General features: G+C 61.4%; 17 protein-coding genes and 2 pseudogenes. 9 read left to right on the top strand and 10 right to left on the bottom strand.

Annotated elements, in window-relative coordinates; translation table 11 throughout:
- Positions 1–66: 66 nt before the first annotated feature.
- Positions 67–1,326 carry a hypothetical protein gene (locus G7047_RS16680; protein ID WP_166307751.1) on the top strand — a complete coding sequence of 420 codons (1,260 nt, stop codon included), beginning with the start codon at positions 67–69 and terminating at the stop codon, positions 1,324–1,326.
- A 123-nt stretch (positions 1,327–1,449) separates the two neighbouring features.
- Here G7047_RS16680 and G7047_RS16675 read toward each other — a convergent pair whose 3' ends face one another.
- From G7047_RS16675 to merT, 4 genes are all read right to left on the bottom strand, one after another.
- On the bottom strand, positions 1,450–1,695 hold the full coding sequence (locus G7047_RS16675) for a hypothetical protein (protein ID WP_138514509.1): 246 nt from the start codon (positions 1,693–1,695) through the stop codon (positions 1,450–1,452).
- A gap of 428 nt (positions 1,696–2,123) precedes the next feature.
- Positions 2,124–2,348, bottom strand: a complete 225-nt coding sequence (locus G7047_RS31160) for a GDCCVxC domain-containing (seleno)protein (protein ID WP_082585479.1) — start codon at positions 2,346–2,348, stop codon at positions 2,124–2,126.
- Positions 2,348–2,632, bottom strand: coding sequence for a mercury resistance system periplasmic binding protein MerP (merP, locus tag G7047_RS16665; protein ID WP_056265797.1), 285 nt, complete (start codon positions 2,630–2,632; stop codon positions 2,348–2,350). Before merP ends, G7047_RS31160 begins: the two co-directional genes overlap by 1 nt.
- A gap of 14 nt (positions 2,633–2,646) precedes the next feature.
- Entirely contained in the window at positions 2,647–3,021 is a 375-nt protein-coding gene (gene merT / locus G7047_RS16660; RefSeq protein WP_056265800.1) for a mercuric ion transporter MerT, read from the bottom strand.
- A 42-nt stretch (positions 3,022–3,063) separates the two neighbouring features.
- Between merT and merR the strand changes: the two genes are divergently transcribed.
- On the top strand, positions 3,064–3,501 hold the full coding sequence (gene merR / locus G7047_RS16655; RefSeq protein ID WP_056265803.1) for an Hg(II)-responsive transcriptional regulator: 438 nt from the start codon (positions 3,064–3,066) through the stop codon (positions 3,499–3,501).
- Here the strand turns inward: merR and G7047_RS16650 are convergent.
- The 3 genes and pseudogenes from G7047_RS16650 to G7047_RS16640 all read right to left on the bottom strand — a co-directional run bounded on the left by G7047_RS16650 (position 3,490) and on the right by G7047_RS16640 (position 5,779).
- Positions 3,490–5,018, bottom strand: a pseudogene (locus G7047_RS16650) (IS66 family transposase). The gene merR and the pseudogene G7047_RS16650 overlap by 12 nt on opposite strands.
- Before the next feature lie 81 nt (positions 5,019–5,099).
- Positions 5,100–5,432: an IS66 family insertion sequence element accessory protein TnpB gene (gene tnpB / locus G7047_RS16645; protein WP_056265807.1), complete on the bottom strand. Its 333-nt coding sequence runs from the start codon at positions 5,430–5,432 to the stop codon at positions 5,100–5,102.
- Positions 5,429–5,779 carry a transposase gene (locus G7047_RS16640; RefSeq protein WP_056265811.1) on the bottom strand — a complete coding sequence of 117 codons (351 nt, stop codon included), beginning with the start codon at positions 5,777–5,779 and terminating at the stop codon, positions 5,429–5,431. Before G7047_RS16640 ends, tnpB (G7047_RS16645) begins: the two co-directional genes overlap by 4 nt.
- 113 nt (positions 5,780–5,892) lie before the next feature.
- Here G7047_RS16640 and G7047_RS30955 point away from each other — a divergent pair, with 113 nt between their 5' ends.
- The 7 genes and pseudogenes from G7047_RS30955 to G7047_RS16605 all read left to right on the top strand — a co-directional run bounded on the left by G7047_RS30955 (position 5,893) and on the right by G7047_RS16605 (position 10,521).
- Positions 5,893–6,303 carry a hypothetical protein gene (locus tag G7047_RS30955; RefSeq protein WP_205904646.1) on the top strand — a complete coding sequence of 137 codons (411 nt, stop codon included), beginning with the start codon at positions 5,893–5,895 and terminating at the stop codon, positions 6,301–6,303.
- Positions 6,300–6,632 (top strand): IS66 family insertion sequence element accessory protein TnpB, encoded by a 333-nt coding sequence (gene tnpB, locus G7047_RS16630; protein ID WP_166301587.1) that lies wholly within the window; start codon positions 6,300–6,302, stop codon positions 6,630–6,632. Before G7047_RS30955 ends, tnpB (G7047_RS16630) begins: the two co-directional genes overlap by 4 nt.
- Before the next feature lie 71 nt (positions 6,633–6,703).
- Positions 6,704–8,211: pseudogene (locus G7047_RS16625) on the top strand (IS66 family transposase).
- A gap of 9 nt (positions 8,212–8,220) precedes the next feature.
- Complete coding sequence (locus G7047_RS16620; protein WP_166307749.1) at positions 8,221–8,478, top strand: AbrB/MazE/SpoVT family DNA-binding domain-containing protein; 258 nt, start codon at positions 8,221–8,223, stop codon at positions 8,476–8,478.
- Between the two features lie 224 nt (positions 8,479–8,702).
- Complete coding sequence (locus G7047_RS16615; protein ID WP_166307747.1) at positions 8,703–9,065, top strand: hypothetical protein; 363 nt, start codon at positions 8,703–8,705, stop codon at positions 9,063–9,065.
- A gap of 2 nt (positions 9,066–9,067) precedes the next feature.
- Complete coding sequence (locus G7047_RS16610; protein WP_166307745.1) at positions 9,068–9,418, top strand: hypothetical protein; 351 nt, start codon at positions 9,068–9,070, stop codon at positions 9,416–9,418.
- Between the two features lie 110 nt (positions 9,419–9,528).
- The gene (locus G7047_RS16605; RefSeq protein ID WP_240939157.1) at positions 9,529–10,521 is read left to right on the top strand and encodes a site-specific integrase; all 993 of its coding nucleotides are present in this window, start codon (positions 9,529–9,531) and stop codon (positions 10,519–10,521) included.
- A 27-nt stretch (positions 10,522–10,548) separates the two neighbouring features.
- On the opposite strand, the gene G7047_RS16600 is transcribed toward G7047_RS16605, so the two are convergent.
- From G7047_RS16600 to G7047_RS16590, 3 genes are all read right to left on the bottom strand, one after another.
- Positions 10,549–11,451, bottom strand: coding sequence for a nucleotidyl transferase AbiEii/AbiGii toxin family protein (locus tag G7047_RS16600; protein WP_166307743.1), 903 nt, complete (start codon positions 11,449–11,451; stop codon positions 10,549–10,551).
- Complete coding sequence (locus G7047_RS16595) at positions 11,448–12,047, bottom strand: AbiEi antitoxin N-terminal domain-containing protein (RefSeq protein WP_205904645.1); 600 nt, start codon at positions 12,045–12,047, stop codon at positions 11,448–11,450. The genes G7047_RS16600 and G7047_RS16595 overlap by 4 nt, the downstream gene beginning before the upstream one ends.
- A gap of 72 nt (positions 12,048–12,119) precedes the next feature.
- Positions 12,120–13,469, bottom strand: coding sequence for a site-specific integrase (locus tag G7047_RS16590; protein WP_166307739.1), 1,350 nt, complete (start codon positions 13,467–13,469; stop codon positions 12,120–12,122).
- Positions 13,470–13,494: the final 25 nt, after the last annotated feature.

The raw sequence follows: 13,494 nt of genomic DNA, 5'->3' as shown, positions 1-13,494 counted from the left end.
AAGGATGGTTGCTTGATGCGGTATCACGTTCACCAGTGCTTCCATGCGGTCGGTCATGGAACGTTCATGACTGGCGTAGTCATTGGAAGAGAAGAGAATGCATTCAGCTGGGTATACGACTGCGGCTCTAAAAGCTCGAATGCTATGAGTAGTGCGTTGGCACGTACCGCTTCTTGGTCTGTGTGGCCAGATCGCATCAATATGCTGGTCTTGTCACACTTTGACGACGACCATGTAAATGGTCTAGAGGATCTTCTTAAGCAGCGTGAAGTTGATTTTTTGGTGTTGCCATTTTCGGAATGGCAACAACGTGTCCGGGATGTCGCCGTTGGGGGGCTCAGGGGTATCAGCGCCTCGACTGCGCAGTTGCAGCTTTCGCCTGCGACGTGGTTGCAATCAAAAAATCTCTCGGCAAGAGTTGGAACGCTGCTGCTTGTTCGTGGCGGATCTTCCGGACCGCAGGAAAGTCGGGATCCTTTGCGCTTACCTACTGGCCTCAATCCCAATGACTTGGACATTGACAGGCAGCGTGAAGACAGTCTTGAGAAACGCGAACTAAGCATAACCGCGTCGACTCTCGCTGGTGGTCCTGGCGTTCAAGTCATACAACATGGAACCCCGGTTCATCCTGATGGATTTCCGATGGAGTTCATGTTCTATAACGCTGAGGTTAGCGGTAAGGATTTGGGCATCATAAAGACAACTGAATCAGGTGACCTAATCTCTAAGAAGTCTGGACTGCCTTTGCAAGAGGTTCGGGACAAGATCGAAGCGGAAATAGCTACTCTTGGGCTCGATAAGCCTTTTTCGTCATGGCCATCGGGGTGGAGAGCTGCCTTAAAGAAGTGCTACGAGGGCCATTTTGGATCCAGCAGCAGCGCGAGAAACAATATTTCGATTTCCATGTATTCGGCGCCTCGAATCACCGCCCGGGATTTGGAGCTGTGTGAGTTTTTTCGAAGGCATAAAGCAAAGCCTCCCACTATCGAAATAGACATAGGGAGCTGTTTCTCTTCAGATCGACCAGCATTGCTCTGTACAGGTGATCTGCGAATTGATGCCAACGTTATTTCCGCTATGCAATATCACTTCGGGGCAAACCGCTGGGACAGAGTTGGCGTCATGCAGGTCCCCCACCATGGCTCCGAGCATTCATGGGTATCTGGCAATGCGAAGGCCCTTGCCCCCTCTGCATTTGTTCACTGTGCACCGGGTAAAGGGGCTCATCCTCACGCGAATGTCGTCACCGATCTGGTTGGCCACACGGTCTTCACCGCCGATTACAAGAGCGCCGTCGGTTTGAAATACCATTTTTTGGTGCCATAGGGGGATAGATTGCGGAAGCGAAAATACTTCGCTTAGTAGGCCCTTGGCCACCCCTAACGTGCAACCCTGCATTGGGCGAAGCCATATCCGTGGCGGCTTTTGGGCCGCCACGATTCCTATGCTTTACTTCTTGGCGCGCGAGAACTGCCACGCGGTGTCGAAGGGCAGACTCTTGCGAATCCCCGGCAAGGGGTCGTAGGGGTAAGGGAACGCGCGGATGCGGCCTTGAACGACCACGCTGCCGGTGTCGTAGACGTTGACGATGAGGCCGCACCAGAGGTCAAAGCGGGTGTAGTTACCCATCCGCACTTGGTTGTTGATGAAGACCCGGTTTGCCTTGAAGCGGCGTTCGATGGTCTGAGCTTGCATGGTGGATTGCTCCTGGTAGATGCGGGGAATTCCGCCCGGAGCCTTTACAAGACAGCACTACAGAGACAGAAGCATGGTTGGCAAGGGCACCTGCTGCCAATTTGCGATAGCCAATGTGTATCAATGAAGTGAGTGCAACACCATGCCAAGCAAGCTGTCGAAATGGGGAAATTCGGTATCCGTCCGGCCAACCCATCTACCCCGAATGAGCAATTGCAAGCACCATCGTGTCCACGTAAACCATCGTGCACACCATGTCTCAAGAGATTCCCCATTCGCGCTCCTGTGTCCCCCGCACGCGCCGGGTCTACAGCGCGCAATTCAAGGCTGAACTGATCGCTGCGTGCCAGCAGCCCGGCGCATCAATTGTAAGCGTCCGGGCACCCCACCCTGATCTACCGCTGGAAGTCGCAGAGGTGGAGTGACCCCTACGTTTTGGAGCCGCAGCAAGCTTCGTCGCCACCGGCCTGGATTGGAGGGCACGGCACCGAACCGAACGAGCAGAACACACAACAATGGCCCGGTTTTGGGCGCAAGACCGTGTGGCAACTTTCGCACTCGTAGAACCATTGGCACGCGTCCGTCGGCATTGTTTCGTTCTTGGCATGCCCACACTCAGGGCACGTCAGAACAGAGTCCAAGATCAAATCCATTACGGCTTTGCCGGGGCAACAGATGACGGGAATCCAGCTTCCGTGGTGGCCTTGGTCAGCACGTCCACCTTGACCTTGGTGTCATCAAAGACCACCGTGGTCTCTCGTTTGGCCAGGTTGGATTTGACGCCAATGACTCCGTCGATCTGGGTCAGTGCCTTCTTCACCGTGATGGGGCAAGTGGCACAACTCATGCCGGGCACCGACAGAGTGACGCTTTGTTGGGCAGCCCAGCCGGGCGTCAGCAGCAAGAGTGCTGCAGTGGTCATGATCAACCGCTTCATGTCGGAGCCTTTCATCAGTAGAACCAGTGGGCGAACAGGGGGAACACCAGCGCGGCCACCAGCAACAGGGTCACCAGGGCAAACAGCACCTTGTAGGAGAGGCTGACCATCGGCCGCTGACATACCTGTCCCGCTTCACAGGCCACAACCGGGCGCCATATCCGGCGCGCCGCAAAGATCAAGGCGATAGTGGCTGCACCAATGAACAGTGGTTGGTACGGCTCCAGCAGCGTCAACGTGCTGATCCATGCTCCAGAGATGCCCAGCATGATCAGCACCAGAGGGCCAAGGCAGCAGGCGGACGCAAGGAGCGCGGACAGGCCACCCGCGATCAAGGCCTTTCCACCGCCAGTGGCACGGGCAGAAATGTCTGTAGATTTTGTTGACATGGCTTAAGCTTAGTCCCGTACATTGGTACGGAGTCAAGCACCATGAGCCTTCCTCTTCCGCATGCCCACCCCGGCTTGACCATTGGTGATCTGGCCAAGGCGGCCGGTGTCAATGTAGAGACCATACGGTTCTACCAACGCAAGGAGCTGATGCCCGAGCCAGAACGGCCCCAGGGCAGCATTCGGCGATATGACCAGAATGACCTATCGCGATTGCATTTCATCAAGACTGCGAAGCGGCTGGGGTTCAGCCTGGATGAGACCGCGCAGTTGCTGCAACTCGACGATGGTGCGAGCTGCGCTCAAGCCCGTACACACGCAGAGTCCAAGCTCGCCGAAGTTCAACTCAAGCTTGCAGACCTGCACCGAATGGAAGCCGTACTCTCTGAACTGATCGATCTCTGCAGTTCTGGGAGAGGCAAAGTCCGTTGCCCGCTGATTGCGGCAATGGAGAGGCAGTCGCCTCCGCTACAGATTTGAAGCAGTGGTGGACTGCCAGCGATGTGGCAAAAGATCATGGATGCGGCTGGCGCGCTGCATGGGCAGACGTGCCATCACATCGCGCAGGTAGGCGTAGGGGTCATGCCCGTTCATGCGCGCTGACTGGATCAAGCTCATGACGGCGGCGGCGCGTTGGCCCGCGCGCAGGCTGCCAGCGAAGAGCCAGTTGTTGCGACCAATGGCAATGGGCCGGATCTGGTTCTCGATCCAGTTGTTGTCCAAAGGCAGTTGCCCATCGTCGACGAACCGGGTCAACGCCACCCAGCGCCGCAGGCTGTAGTCCAGCGCCTTGGCGCTCGCTGAACCTTCGGGCACCTTCTGGCGTTGCAGCAGCATCCACTGGTGCAAGGCATCGAGCAGCGGCTTCGTTTGTTGTTGCCGGATGGCCCGGCGCTGATCGGCGCTGAGCTCCTTGACCTCGCGCTCGATTTCGTAGACCCGACCGAACTGCTGCAGCGCGAACTCGGCGATCTGGCTCTGGTTAGCTGCATGCAGATCGAAGAACTTGCGCCGCGCGTGCGCCAGGCAACCGACCTCGGTCACGCCGCTGGCGATCAAGGCTTTGTAGCCGCTGAAGTCGTCACAGGTGAGGCTGCCTCTCCAGTCGCCCAGGAAGCGCCGGGCATGTTCGCCCGAGCGTGATTCGCAGAAGTCGTAGACGATCACCTTGGTGTTCTCGAAGGCACCCGTGGCATAGGCCCAGAGGTAGGCCCGGTGCGTCTTTCCGTTGCCCGGCTTGAGCATGGACACCGGCGTCTCATCGGCATGCAGCACGCGGTGCTGCAGCAGCTCGTTTCTCATGGCATCCACAAGTGGCTGCAACTGCACGCCACACGCGCCCACCCACTGAGCGAGCGTGGAACGCGGGATCGCGAGACCAGCTCGACCAAAGATCGCTTCCTGGCGGTACAGCGGAAGGTGATCGGCGTACTTGGCCACCAGCACCTGCGCCAGCAGCCCGGTGGTGGGGATGCCCTTGTCGATGATGTGCGGATCGACGGGGACTTGGGTGAGCGTCTCGCACTTCGCACAAGCCCACTTGCCCGGATGTGGCGCTCGACGCTGAAGACGCCAGGCACATAGTCCAGCTTCTCGGCCACGTCCTCGCCCACGCGCTTCATCTGGCAACCGCAGGCACAGGTGGTCGAGTCGGGCTCGTGGCGGATCTCGCGCCGCGGCAGGTTGGCTGGCAGCGGCGCGCGCTTGGGAACCTTCTTCTCTTCAACCTTGGCGGGCGCCTGCGCTTCTTGCAGCGCATCGATCTCGGTGGCCACGGCTGCCAGGTCGGCCTCGATCTCGTCTTCGAGCAGGCTCTTCTGTTCGGGGTTGAAGCGTTCGGATTGAGCTGCGAACTTCATGCGCTTCAAGAGCGCGTTCTCGTGCGTGAGTTTGTCCAGCAACGCGCTCTGGTGGCGCAGCTGCGTCATGAGGCGCGTGGTCAGCTCACGCAGCTCTTCTGCGCTCAGGCTCTGCAGGGATTGAGGCTCGACCACCATGGGCATCCACTGTGCCAGCACTGGCACACGCGCACCATTGGCGCATGCCCCAATTGGCAAGCACCGGTCTGCGCTTCAGAGTCAGACCACGGTGATGACACCACCGTTGCCAAGGCGCTGCCAGGGCAGGCCCAGCACCAGCGCATCGAACTGGGCTCGGGTGAGCGAGGCGGTGCTTGCCGCATCACGCGGCCAGACGAACTTGCCGCTGTTGAGGCGACGCGCTGCCAGCCACACACCGATGCCGTCGTGCACCAGCACCTTCATGCGGTTGGCGCGTCGATTGGCGAACAGGTAGGCGTGGTGCGGGCGCGCTGCGCCGAAGACCGACACCACGCGAGCCAGCGCCGTCTCGGTGCCCGATCTCATGTCCAGCGGCTCAGTGGCCAGCCACAGCGCATCAACCCGGATCACTTGAGCAGCTCTCGCATCCACACGGCGCACTGGTCGGCCGCATCCAATGGCCAGGTCACCGAGACGGTGGTGGCGCCACGGCGCAGCTCGATGCGGATGTCTGGTGCAAGTGCAGGCCCTGGTGAACATGCCGCTGGCGGCAGCGGCACTGGAACGAATGCGGGGGCCTGGAGTGCAGGCAGCGCGCCACCCGCTTCGCGGCGCCACTTGTGAACGACGTTGGCGTTGATGCCGTACGACAAGGCAATGCTGGCCACCGATGCACCCGGCTCGGCGCACTGAGCAATGATCTGCTGCTTGAGCTCGGCGCTGTGCCGCCGGCGGGTCTTCTTCTTGGCTTCATTCATGGTGTCCACCTAAATCTTTGGTGGACACCATCGTTGCCGCTTAGACCAATCCCTTCAAGGGTGGGATGACCGTGCGCTTACCATCAATTGCCGCCACAGCGCGTGAACATGGCATGAATGCCAACGTGCTGCATCGCTGGCTCAAGGAGCATCGTCTGGGCCAGCACCAGAGCGCCTGCGATACCGCGCATGCTGATGCGTCCGGCATCGCCCCACACTGCGCCGATGCAGCGGCTGAGCCAATGGCCAATGCACAGGCTGTTTGTGCCCCAGCGCATCAGGCTCATCCGGTGCCGTCCAACCCCGTGCCCGCCTTCATCGCGGTGGCGCTGGGCTCGCCGGTGATGGGGCCTCAGGCAGCGGGTGTACAAGCTGCCCCAAGTGCTGCATCGGCAGCTTGCTCATCAGACATCCGCATCGAGTGCTGTCATCACGGCACCCTCGTGACGGTCAATTGGCCGCTGGCCGCTGCTGGCGAGTGTTCCCGCGCATTGCAGGGTTTGTTGCAGGTGCTGCGGCAATGATCCGTATCGACGCTGCCTGGCTTGCCACGGCCCCGCTGGACATGCGCGCCGGCACCGACACGGCGCTGGCCCGCGTAGTCGCCGTCTTCGGCGCCGCCCACCCTCACCATGCCTACCTGTTCGCCAACAGACGCGCCAACCGCATCAAGGTGCTGGTGCACGACGGCATAGGCATCTGGCTGGCCGCTCGCCGCCTGCACCAGGGCAAGTTCGTCTGGCCGACGCCAGGCGATGAGCAGTGGCAGTTGGAGCCTGTCCAGCTTGACGCCCTGGTGCTGGGCCTACCCTGGCAACGCATGGGAAACGCCGGCATTATCACCATGGTCTGAAGCCGGCGCGCAATCGGTGGATCTGCGCATGGCAGCGCAGTGCCATGCTTGGCACACTGCCTGTCATGTTGATGCAGCCGCAATTCCTGGATGATCTGAGCGCCGAGCAGCTGCGCGAGATGACCACGCGGCTGCTCACAGAACTACGCCACAGCCAGGCGCTCAACGCCAAGCTCACCCACGAGAATGCGCTCTTGAAACGCATGAAGTTCGCCGCACAGTCCGAGCGCTTCAACGCCGAGCAGCGCAGCTTGCTCGAAGACGAGATCGAGGCCGACTTGGCGGCTGTCTGCTTGGAGATCGAGCAGCTGCAGCCTGCGGCCGCTGCCCCGCAAGCCAAACAACAGCCCAAACGCCAGCCGCTGCCGGCCAATCTGCCGCGCCGCGAGATCCGCCACGAGCCCGATTCGACCACCTGCCAGTGCGGCTGTCAGATGAAACGCATCGGCGAAGACGTGGCCGAAAAGCTCGACTATGTGCCCGGCGTGTTCACGGTGGAGCGTCACATCCGTGGCAAGTGGGCCTGCGCCCAATGCGAGACCATCACCCAGGCGCCGGTTGAAGCGCATGTGATCGACAAAGGCATCCCACCACCGGCCTGCTGGCCCAGGTGCTGGTGGCCAAATACGCGGACCACTTGCCGCTGTACCGTCAGGAAAGCATCTTTGCGCGCGCCGGTCTGGCCATTCCTCGCTCGACTCTGGCGCAGTGGGTAGGCACCTGCGGCGTGCGGCTGCAGCCGCTAGTCGATGCGCTCAAGGCGGAAATACTCGGCCACCGTGTGCTGCACGCCGACGAGACGCCAGTGCAAATGCTCAAACCTGGCAAGGGAGCGACGCATCGCGCCTACCTGTGGGCCTACGCGCCAGGGGCGTTCGAAGACATGAAAGCCGTGGTGTATGACTTCTGCGAGTCCAGGGCTGGCGAGCATGCCCGCAACTTCCTGGGCGACTGGAAGGGGGCACTGGTTTGCGACGACTTCGCCGGCTACAAGGCCCTGATTGCCAGTGGCGTGACCGAGGTGGGCTGCCTGGCGCATGCCCGGCGCAAACTCTTTGACCTCCATGCGGCGAACAAAAGCCAGCTTGCCGGGTTCGCGCTGGAGCAATTCGCCAAGGTCTATGACATCGAGCGCGAGGTCAAGGAACTGAACGCCGATCAACGCAAAGCCATTCGTCAGCAGCACACCAAGCCGATCCTGGATGCGTTGCACCAGTGGATGACATTGCAGCGGCAGAAACTGCCCGATAGCTCAGCAACGGCCAAGGCCCTGGATTACAGCCTCAGGCGCTGGACGGCGTTGACACGCTTCGTCGATGACGGGCAACTGCCCGTGGACAACAACTGGATCGAGAACCAGATCCGGCCCATTGCCATTGGCAGAGCCAATTGGCTGTTCGCCGGCAGCCTGCGCGCGGGCCAGCGGGCGGCGGCGGTGATGAGCCTGGTGCAGTCGGCGCGCATGAACGGGCATGACCCCTATGCCTACCTCCAGGACGTGCTCACAAGGCTGCCCACGCACAAGGCCAGCCGTATCGACGAGCTCTTGCCGCACCGCTGGCAGCCCACTGACATCTGATCGTCAGCAATGGTCGCCATCGGCGGTCAACATGGGTTTGCCGTGCGCTTACGAAATTCGCTCGGCGTTCGCCTGCCAAGCTATGTCGCGGAGCGTGCGGGGCTCCGAAATGGCGACTACCTCTACATCAAGCTCATGGACAGCGGCGACATCGTCATCCGGCCCGTGAAGCAGACTGACGTTCATCCTGGCTATGCGACGGCGGGAGAAGCTCCGGCCAAACCCTTGGCCGTTTTGTCTGATGACGAGGTGCTCAAGGAGTGGTGATCTGATTGCGCCTCTGGTGCAAAGTCATACCGCGCTGGACAGCGGCGCAGGGCCTTGAGTACCGTATGGCTACGGCAAGTGCGTCGCACTTTGTGACAGCAAGCCGCACCGCCCAATACGCGGTCAGAAACCCCACTAAATACCAAAAGGCCACGGCTCACGTCGTGGCCTTTTGTCGTTTCTGGCCCGCGTGTTGGTATCACCTCAACTTTTTGGAGCCCGACATGACTCAGCAATTGCCCGACGTAGAACCCGATCTGGACACCAGCGCCACCAACAATCCCATAGCCATGGAGGCCCCTGCATTGTTTGACTTGGGGGCCGTGGTTGCCACCCCACCGGCCTTGCGCCTCATCGGCCAACACGGAGCCTCGATCACTCAACTGCTGAACTGGCACCAGACCGGGCAACGCTGGAACGAAATGGACCCCGACGACTGTACGGCCAACTGGCGGGCGGTCTTTGACAAGGACGCGCGTGTGTTGACGTCGTTCAACCTTGGGACGGTGGAGGCACCGGCCGTTGTCTGGATCATCACGGAGTGGAACCGTGAGGTCACGACGGTGTTGCTGCCGTCCTGCTATTGAACATGGCCGCGATGCCGCGCCACCGGCCCATGCGGGACTTGCTGGCCGTATTGCCGAAGCTGACCATTTCGTCTTCCGGTGAGGTGGACTACAGCGCCTCAAACCCTGCCGATTTGTCCGCGCTGGCAGAGCACGCCCAAGACACGATGCAGGTCGCCCAACTCGGGCTATCAGCGATTGGCTTGCTGCTGGTCCGTGCCGCGCCCGAAATGGACACTGGGGAAATCTCTGGCGATGCCATTGAGTCGCTGGGCTGGCTCATGGCCGAGTTGGGGGAATTGGCGGGCTGTTGCTTTGCGCTGTCGGCGTCATGCCGTGAGCACTTGGCTGATGCCACCCCCCGGCCACCGTAGGCCACTCGCCGCCAAAGTTACCGCTAAACCATTCCGCCGTGCCGCGTTCGCGCCGCACGGCTTTTTTGTCGCTGCGTTCGTAGCGATAGCACGCACTTATCACTACCAAAATGACTACCAAAAAGCCGCACGCATCGGCTGGCACCAAATCGCCAGCATCGAGCGAAGAATCCACCGCCAGCACCGCAGCCAAAACGGCAGAGAAGCCGCCGACTGGCTCCGTGGCTGGTTATGTCGCCTCTGCCAGCTCGAAAGCCACCAAGCGGGCCTATGCCAGCGACGTGCGCCATTTCATCCAGCACGGCGGGGCCATACCGGCAACACCAGCCATGGTGGCGGAGTACTTGGCCAAGTTGGCCCCGGCCATGAAAGTGGCGACGCTGGAGCGGCGCTGCGTGTCCATAGCACAGGCCCACCGCGACCAAGGGCTGCAGTCACCGACGCGGGCCGACGTGGTCGTGGCGACCATGAAAGGCATCCGCCGCCAGCACGGCACCCGCCAGCGTGCGGTGAAACCAATCACCCGCGACGTGCTACTGGAGATGCTGGCCGTGCTCGACCAGCAGAAGTCACACCCCACCAAGGCAGCGCGAGACAGGGCCTTGCTGCTGGTCGGTTTTGCTGGTGCGTTCCGTCGCGCTGAGCTGGTGGCCTTGCGGGTGGAGGACGTGGCCTTCCATGAGACGCATGCGGAAGTGCTGCTGCGGTTCTCCAAGACCGATCAGTTCGGCAAGGGGCGCTCGGTGTTCCTGCCGCAGGCCAGCGGCGAGCGATGCCCCATCCAGAGCCTGCGGGCTTGGCTGGAGGTGGCACGCATCGAAACAGGCTGGCTGTTCCGGTCGGTCACGAAAGGGGGCGCGGTGTCGGATGATCCGCTGGCGGCGCAGTCGGTCGCCTTGATCGTGAAGCGTGCTGCCAAGGCCATGGGGCGTGAACCGGAGGAGTTTTCGGGCCACAGCCTTCGCGCAGGCTACGTGACCACGGCGGCAATGGCATCGTTGCCCACATGGCTCATCCGCGAGCAGACCGGGCACCGCAGCGATGCCGTGCTGGCGCGGTACATCCGGCCAGTCGAGAAGCGGAAGATTCCTTCGCTGCTTTGATGCAGTCCGAAGTGGTTGCGTGCGGGGTCAGACCCAGCGCAGTGCGTCAGGGCGCCAAGTGGCCTTTGCCTGACTGCCCGCGGCGGCAACCTCCGTTGGCGGCCACAGCAGGTCGTCCAGCAGCGCCACGGTGTCACCCAGGCTGGCGGCTTCAATGCGGTTCTTGTTCAGAAAGGCCTGCCACTGCCTCAGCTTGGCGGTATCTGCGCTGAACTGCTTGGTCAGGGCCAAGGGGCGCTCGGTGGGCAGGGCGGTCTGACGCCGGGCAAAGGTTGCGGCGATGGCTGCGGCCAGCGTGGCGCCGTCCAGTTCCGTGCGCCTTGCTATTACCGCGAGGTCGAAGAAGTCCTTCATGCGGCTGTTCGCTTGTCCCAGCATCACCATGGCCTGGTACTTCTCGGCGATCACTGTGTAGACGGGATAGACCCGCAGCGTGGGGGCTGGGAAGTCGCCCAGCAAGGTGGGGTAAGCCACCGTCTGTGGCCCCGGCGTCACGGCATCACCGAAACCTACGTCGATCTGAAGTGCGCAGCGTGCGGAGCCGATGCGTGCCACCAGCGTGATGCGGGTGCCGCCGTAGGTGTTGTCCTCGCGAATGGCATCGGCCTTCACGGAGTCGGGGTCAAACACGATGCCGTCGCCCAGGTCCATGGCGGCGATGTCGCGGAAGGTGGCGATCAGGTTTGCCTCATCGTCGGGGCCGAAGCCGAGCAAGTCGGCGTCTCTGGTCGGCCGGTGAGGGGTGTCATACCAGAGTGCGAAGAGCAGGGCGCCCTTGAGCAGGAAGCGGTCAGCGTGCGGGGACGTGCTGACGCGGGCCAGCAGGCGCTCCATGCCGAAGCGGTTGAGCAGCAGGTTGTAGTCGTCGCCGCGTTGCTTAGCGAGGGTCAGCAGTCGGGCCAGGATCGACGCGGAGAGGTTGCCGATCATTGCGTCACCGCCTCTAGGTAGGGCTGCATGACACGTTCAACCCGGTTGATTTTGGCGAAGTGGTTCAGCTCGGCCATGGTGACTTTGCGGCTGCGCCAAGCGTCTTTCAGCGCCTCCAGTGCCACGTCCAGACCGATCTTGTTGCGGAACTTGAAGCAGTCGGTCACCGTCTTGGCGGCGCTGTACACGCGGATAGAGGCGCCGTGGTCGGTCACGGTCTCGATGCCGTCGCTGTAGGCGGTGCCGCGCAGGCGCGTGATGCGCAGCGTGGGGTAGCTCAGGGCCGGGGTTTGTGTCCCCTCGGGCAGCGCGATCCACACTTCGTGCGACATTTGCGTGCCGATCTCATGGAATTGCAGCGCACTCAGAAGGCACAGCACGGCCTTGGGCACACGTTGGCAGACCTCGATCAGCGTCTGGTGCTCGGTGACTTCGGCATCGGGCAGTCCGTACAGGCCACGGGCGAACCGTTGCAGCTTGCCAGCTTGGTGCAGCCGGAGCAGAAGCTGCGGCGACCAGCCGTGCTCGCGCACATCCGCCGCCCGTAGCACGCGCCGGTGCCGGGCCAGTTCGAGGATGTGGTCAGATTGGTGCATAAGGGGTGAGTTTAATATTCGCATTACTTTTGTTCAAGTGATGCGGAATTCAATCGGCCCCGTGCCGTGGTTTCAAACCTCGCCGGTTCTGCGCATGGCTGCCGTGGCGTCTTCCATGGCGTTGCGAACTGGGGCTACCATCAAGCGGGCGTAGACCTTGGTGGCCTCCGGGGTCTTGTGGTTCAGCACCTTCCCGATGATCGGCAGGCTGGTGCCGCTGCTGGCCAGCCAAGAGCCCAGCGTGCGGCGCAAGTCGTGGATTTTTAGGTCACGCATTTCGTAATGTTTCAGGTGGAGCCCGTGCTTCTCTGCCAACGGGGTGTAGCGTTCGATGGTCTGGACCGGGAAGTCGACGGCCTCTTCAAGGGCCAATTGGTAGTCGAAGGTCTTGGCCGTTGCCTTCTCCGCTAACGCCTCCACCAGACCCAATGCCGTGCTACGCGCCAGCATGCGCTCCCAAGCCCCTCGTGGCTCCACTAAATGGCCGGTCTCGCCAGAACCGGGGAACACGAAAAGCGACTTGCTGCCTTGGGCGTCCTTTTTTCGTCGCTCCAGCACCTCGATGGCCTCAGGGGTCAGCAACACGGTCTGAGGCTCGCCGTTCTTGGTCATGGCGATTTGCCATTCCCTGCGTTCAAGGTGCACATCCGGCCACTGCATCGCCAGCACATTGCTGCGGCGTGCCCCCGTGTACAGGGCGAGCTTGACGAAGTCACGCACCAGCTCGTTCGATTCATGCTCCATGGCCAACATGAGGCGGGGCATCTCGTCAGGGAGTACAAATCTTGAGCGGGATTTTTCCTTGAACTTGTCCATGCCCCGACAGGGATGGTTACCGTCGAAGTCCCCCCACTGGATGGCGCGGCTGTACATCGAGCTGATCAGCGCAATCACGCGGTTGGCGGTCGTCGGGATGTTGCCCATCTTTGCGTGATGTGAGATCAGCTGGGCACGCGTGATGTCCGACAGCCGCAGCTTCGCAAGGTTCACGCCGTACTTATTCGTGTTGATGTGTCGCTCGAACTTCTCGATGTCTTCCTTGTGAGACACCTTGTGGACGAGTGAGTGGCGCTTGTAGTACTCCTTGAAGAACTCGGCCAGCGTTATCTCTTTGCGCCGGTCGCGCATCGCCTCGGCAGGGTTGATGTCCCTTGCGATGTCAGCGTTCAAGGCTGTGACAGTGTCGCGAGCTTGCCCGATGCTGACATCCGGATAGCGCCCGATTTTGATGCGCTCAGGCCTGCCGTTGATCTTGCGGTACAGCAGAAAACTCTTTCGACCGGTCTTGCCGACACTGATCGCGAGTCCCTTAGCCTCCGTGTCGTAATGGTAGGCCACGCCGGCTGTCGGGAGTGGCAGCCGGTCAAGATCGCGCTTTGTGAAGTTCAGGCGATTGCTGGGGGTCGGTTGGTCTTTGTGCATGCGGGAAATCTTGCTACGTAGTGGC

The organism is Diaphorobacter sp. HDW4A (assembly GCF_011305995.1).
Taxonomy (GTDB): domain Bacteria; phylum Pseudomonadota; class Gammaproteobacteria; order Burkholderiales; family Burkholderiaceae_C; genus Diaphorobacter_A.
This window is presented reverse-complemented; position numbering and strand designations above follow the sequence as displayed.

What these genes read in the sequence shown, in the direction of transcription:
- G7047_RS16605 (WP_240939157.1), top strand. Translation starts at nt 9,529, where the DNA reads ATGACTACCAAAAAGCCGCACGCATCGGCTGGCACCAAATCGCCAGCA.
- merR (WP_056265803.1), top strand. Translation starts at nt 3,064, where the DNA reads ATGAGCCTTCCTCTTCCGCATGCCCACCCCGGCTTGACCATTGGTGAT.
- merP (WP_056265797.1), bottom strand. Translation starts at nt 2,632, where the DNA reads ATGAAGCGGTTGATCATGACCACTGCAGCACTCTTGCTGCTGACGCCC.
- tnpB (WP_166301587.1), top strand. Translation starts at nt 6,300, where the DNA reads ATGATCCGTATCGACGCTGCCTGGCTTGCCACGGCCCCGCTGGACATG.
- G7047_RS16615 (WP_166307747.1), top strand. Translation starts at nt 8,703, where the DNA reads ATGACTCAGCAATTGCCCGACGTAGAACCCGATCTGGACACCAGCGCC.
- G7047_RS16610 (WP_166307745.1), top strand. Translation starts at nt 9,068, where the DNA reads ATGGCCGCGATGCCGCGCCACCGGCCCATGCGGGACTTGCTGGCCGTA.
- G7047_RS16640 (WP_056265811.1), bottom strand. Translation starts at nt 5,779, where the DNA reads ATGAATGAAGCCAAGAAGAAGACCCGCCGGCGGCACAGCGCCGAGCTC.
- merT (WP_056265800.1), bottom strand. Translation starts at nt 3,021, where the DNA reads ATGTCAACAAAATCTACAGACATTTCTGCCCGTGCCACTGGCGGTGGA.
- G7047_RS30955 (WP_205904646.1), top strand. Translation starts at nt 5,893, where the DNA reads ATGAATGCCAACGTGCTGCATCGCTGGCTCAAGGAGCATCGTCTGGGC.
- G7047_RS31160 (WP_082585479.1), bottom strand. Translation starts at nt 2,348, where the DNA reads ATGGATTTGATCTTGGACTCTGTTCTGACGTGCCCTGAGTGTGGGCAT.
- G7047_RS16600 (WP_166307743.1), bottom strand. Translation starts at nt 11,451, where the DNA reads ATGATCGGCAACCTCTCCGCGTCGATCCTGGCCCGACTGCTGACCCTC.
- G7047_RS16620 (WP_166307749.1), top strand. Translation starts at nt 8,221, where the DNA reads ATGGTCGCCATCGGCGGTCAACATGGGTTTGCCGTGCGCTTACGAAAT.
- G7047_RS16675 (WP_138514509.1), bottom strand. Translation starts at nt 1,695, where the DNA reads ATGCAAGCTCAGACCATCGAACGCCGCTTCAAGGCAAACCGGGTCTTC.
- G7047_RS16595 (WP_205904645.1), bottom strand. Translation starts at nt 12,047, where the DNA reads ATGCACCAATCTGACCACATCCTCGAACTGGCCCGGCACCGGCGCGTG.
- G7047_RS16590 (WP_166307739.1), bottom strand. Translation starts at nt 13,469, where the DNA reads ATGCACAAAGACCAACCGACCCCCAGCAATCGCCTGAACTTCACAAAG.
- G7047_RS16680 (WP_166307751.1), top strand. Translation starts at nt 67, where the DNA reads ATGACTGGCGTAGTCATTGGAAGAGAAGAGAATGCATTCAGCTGGGTA.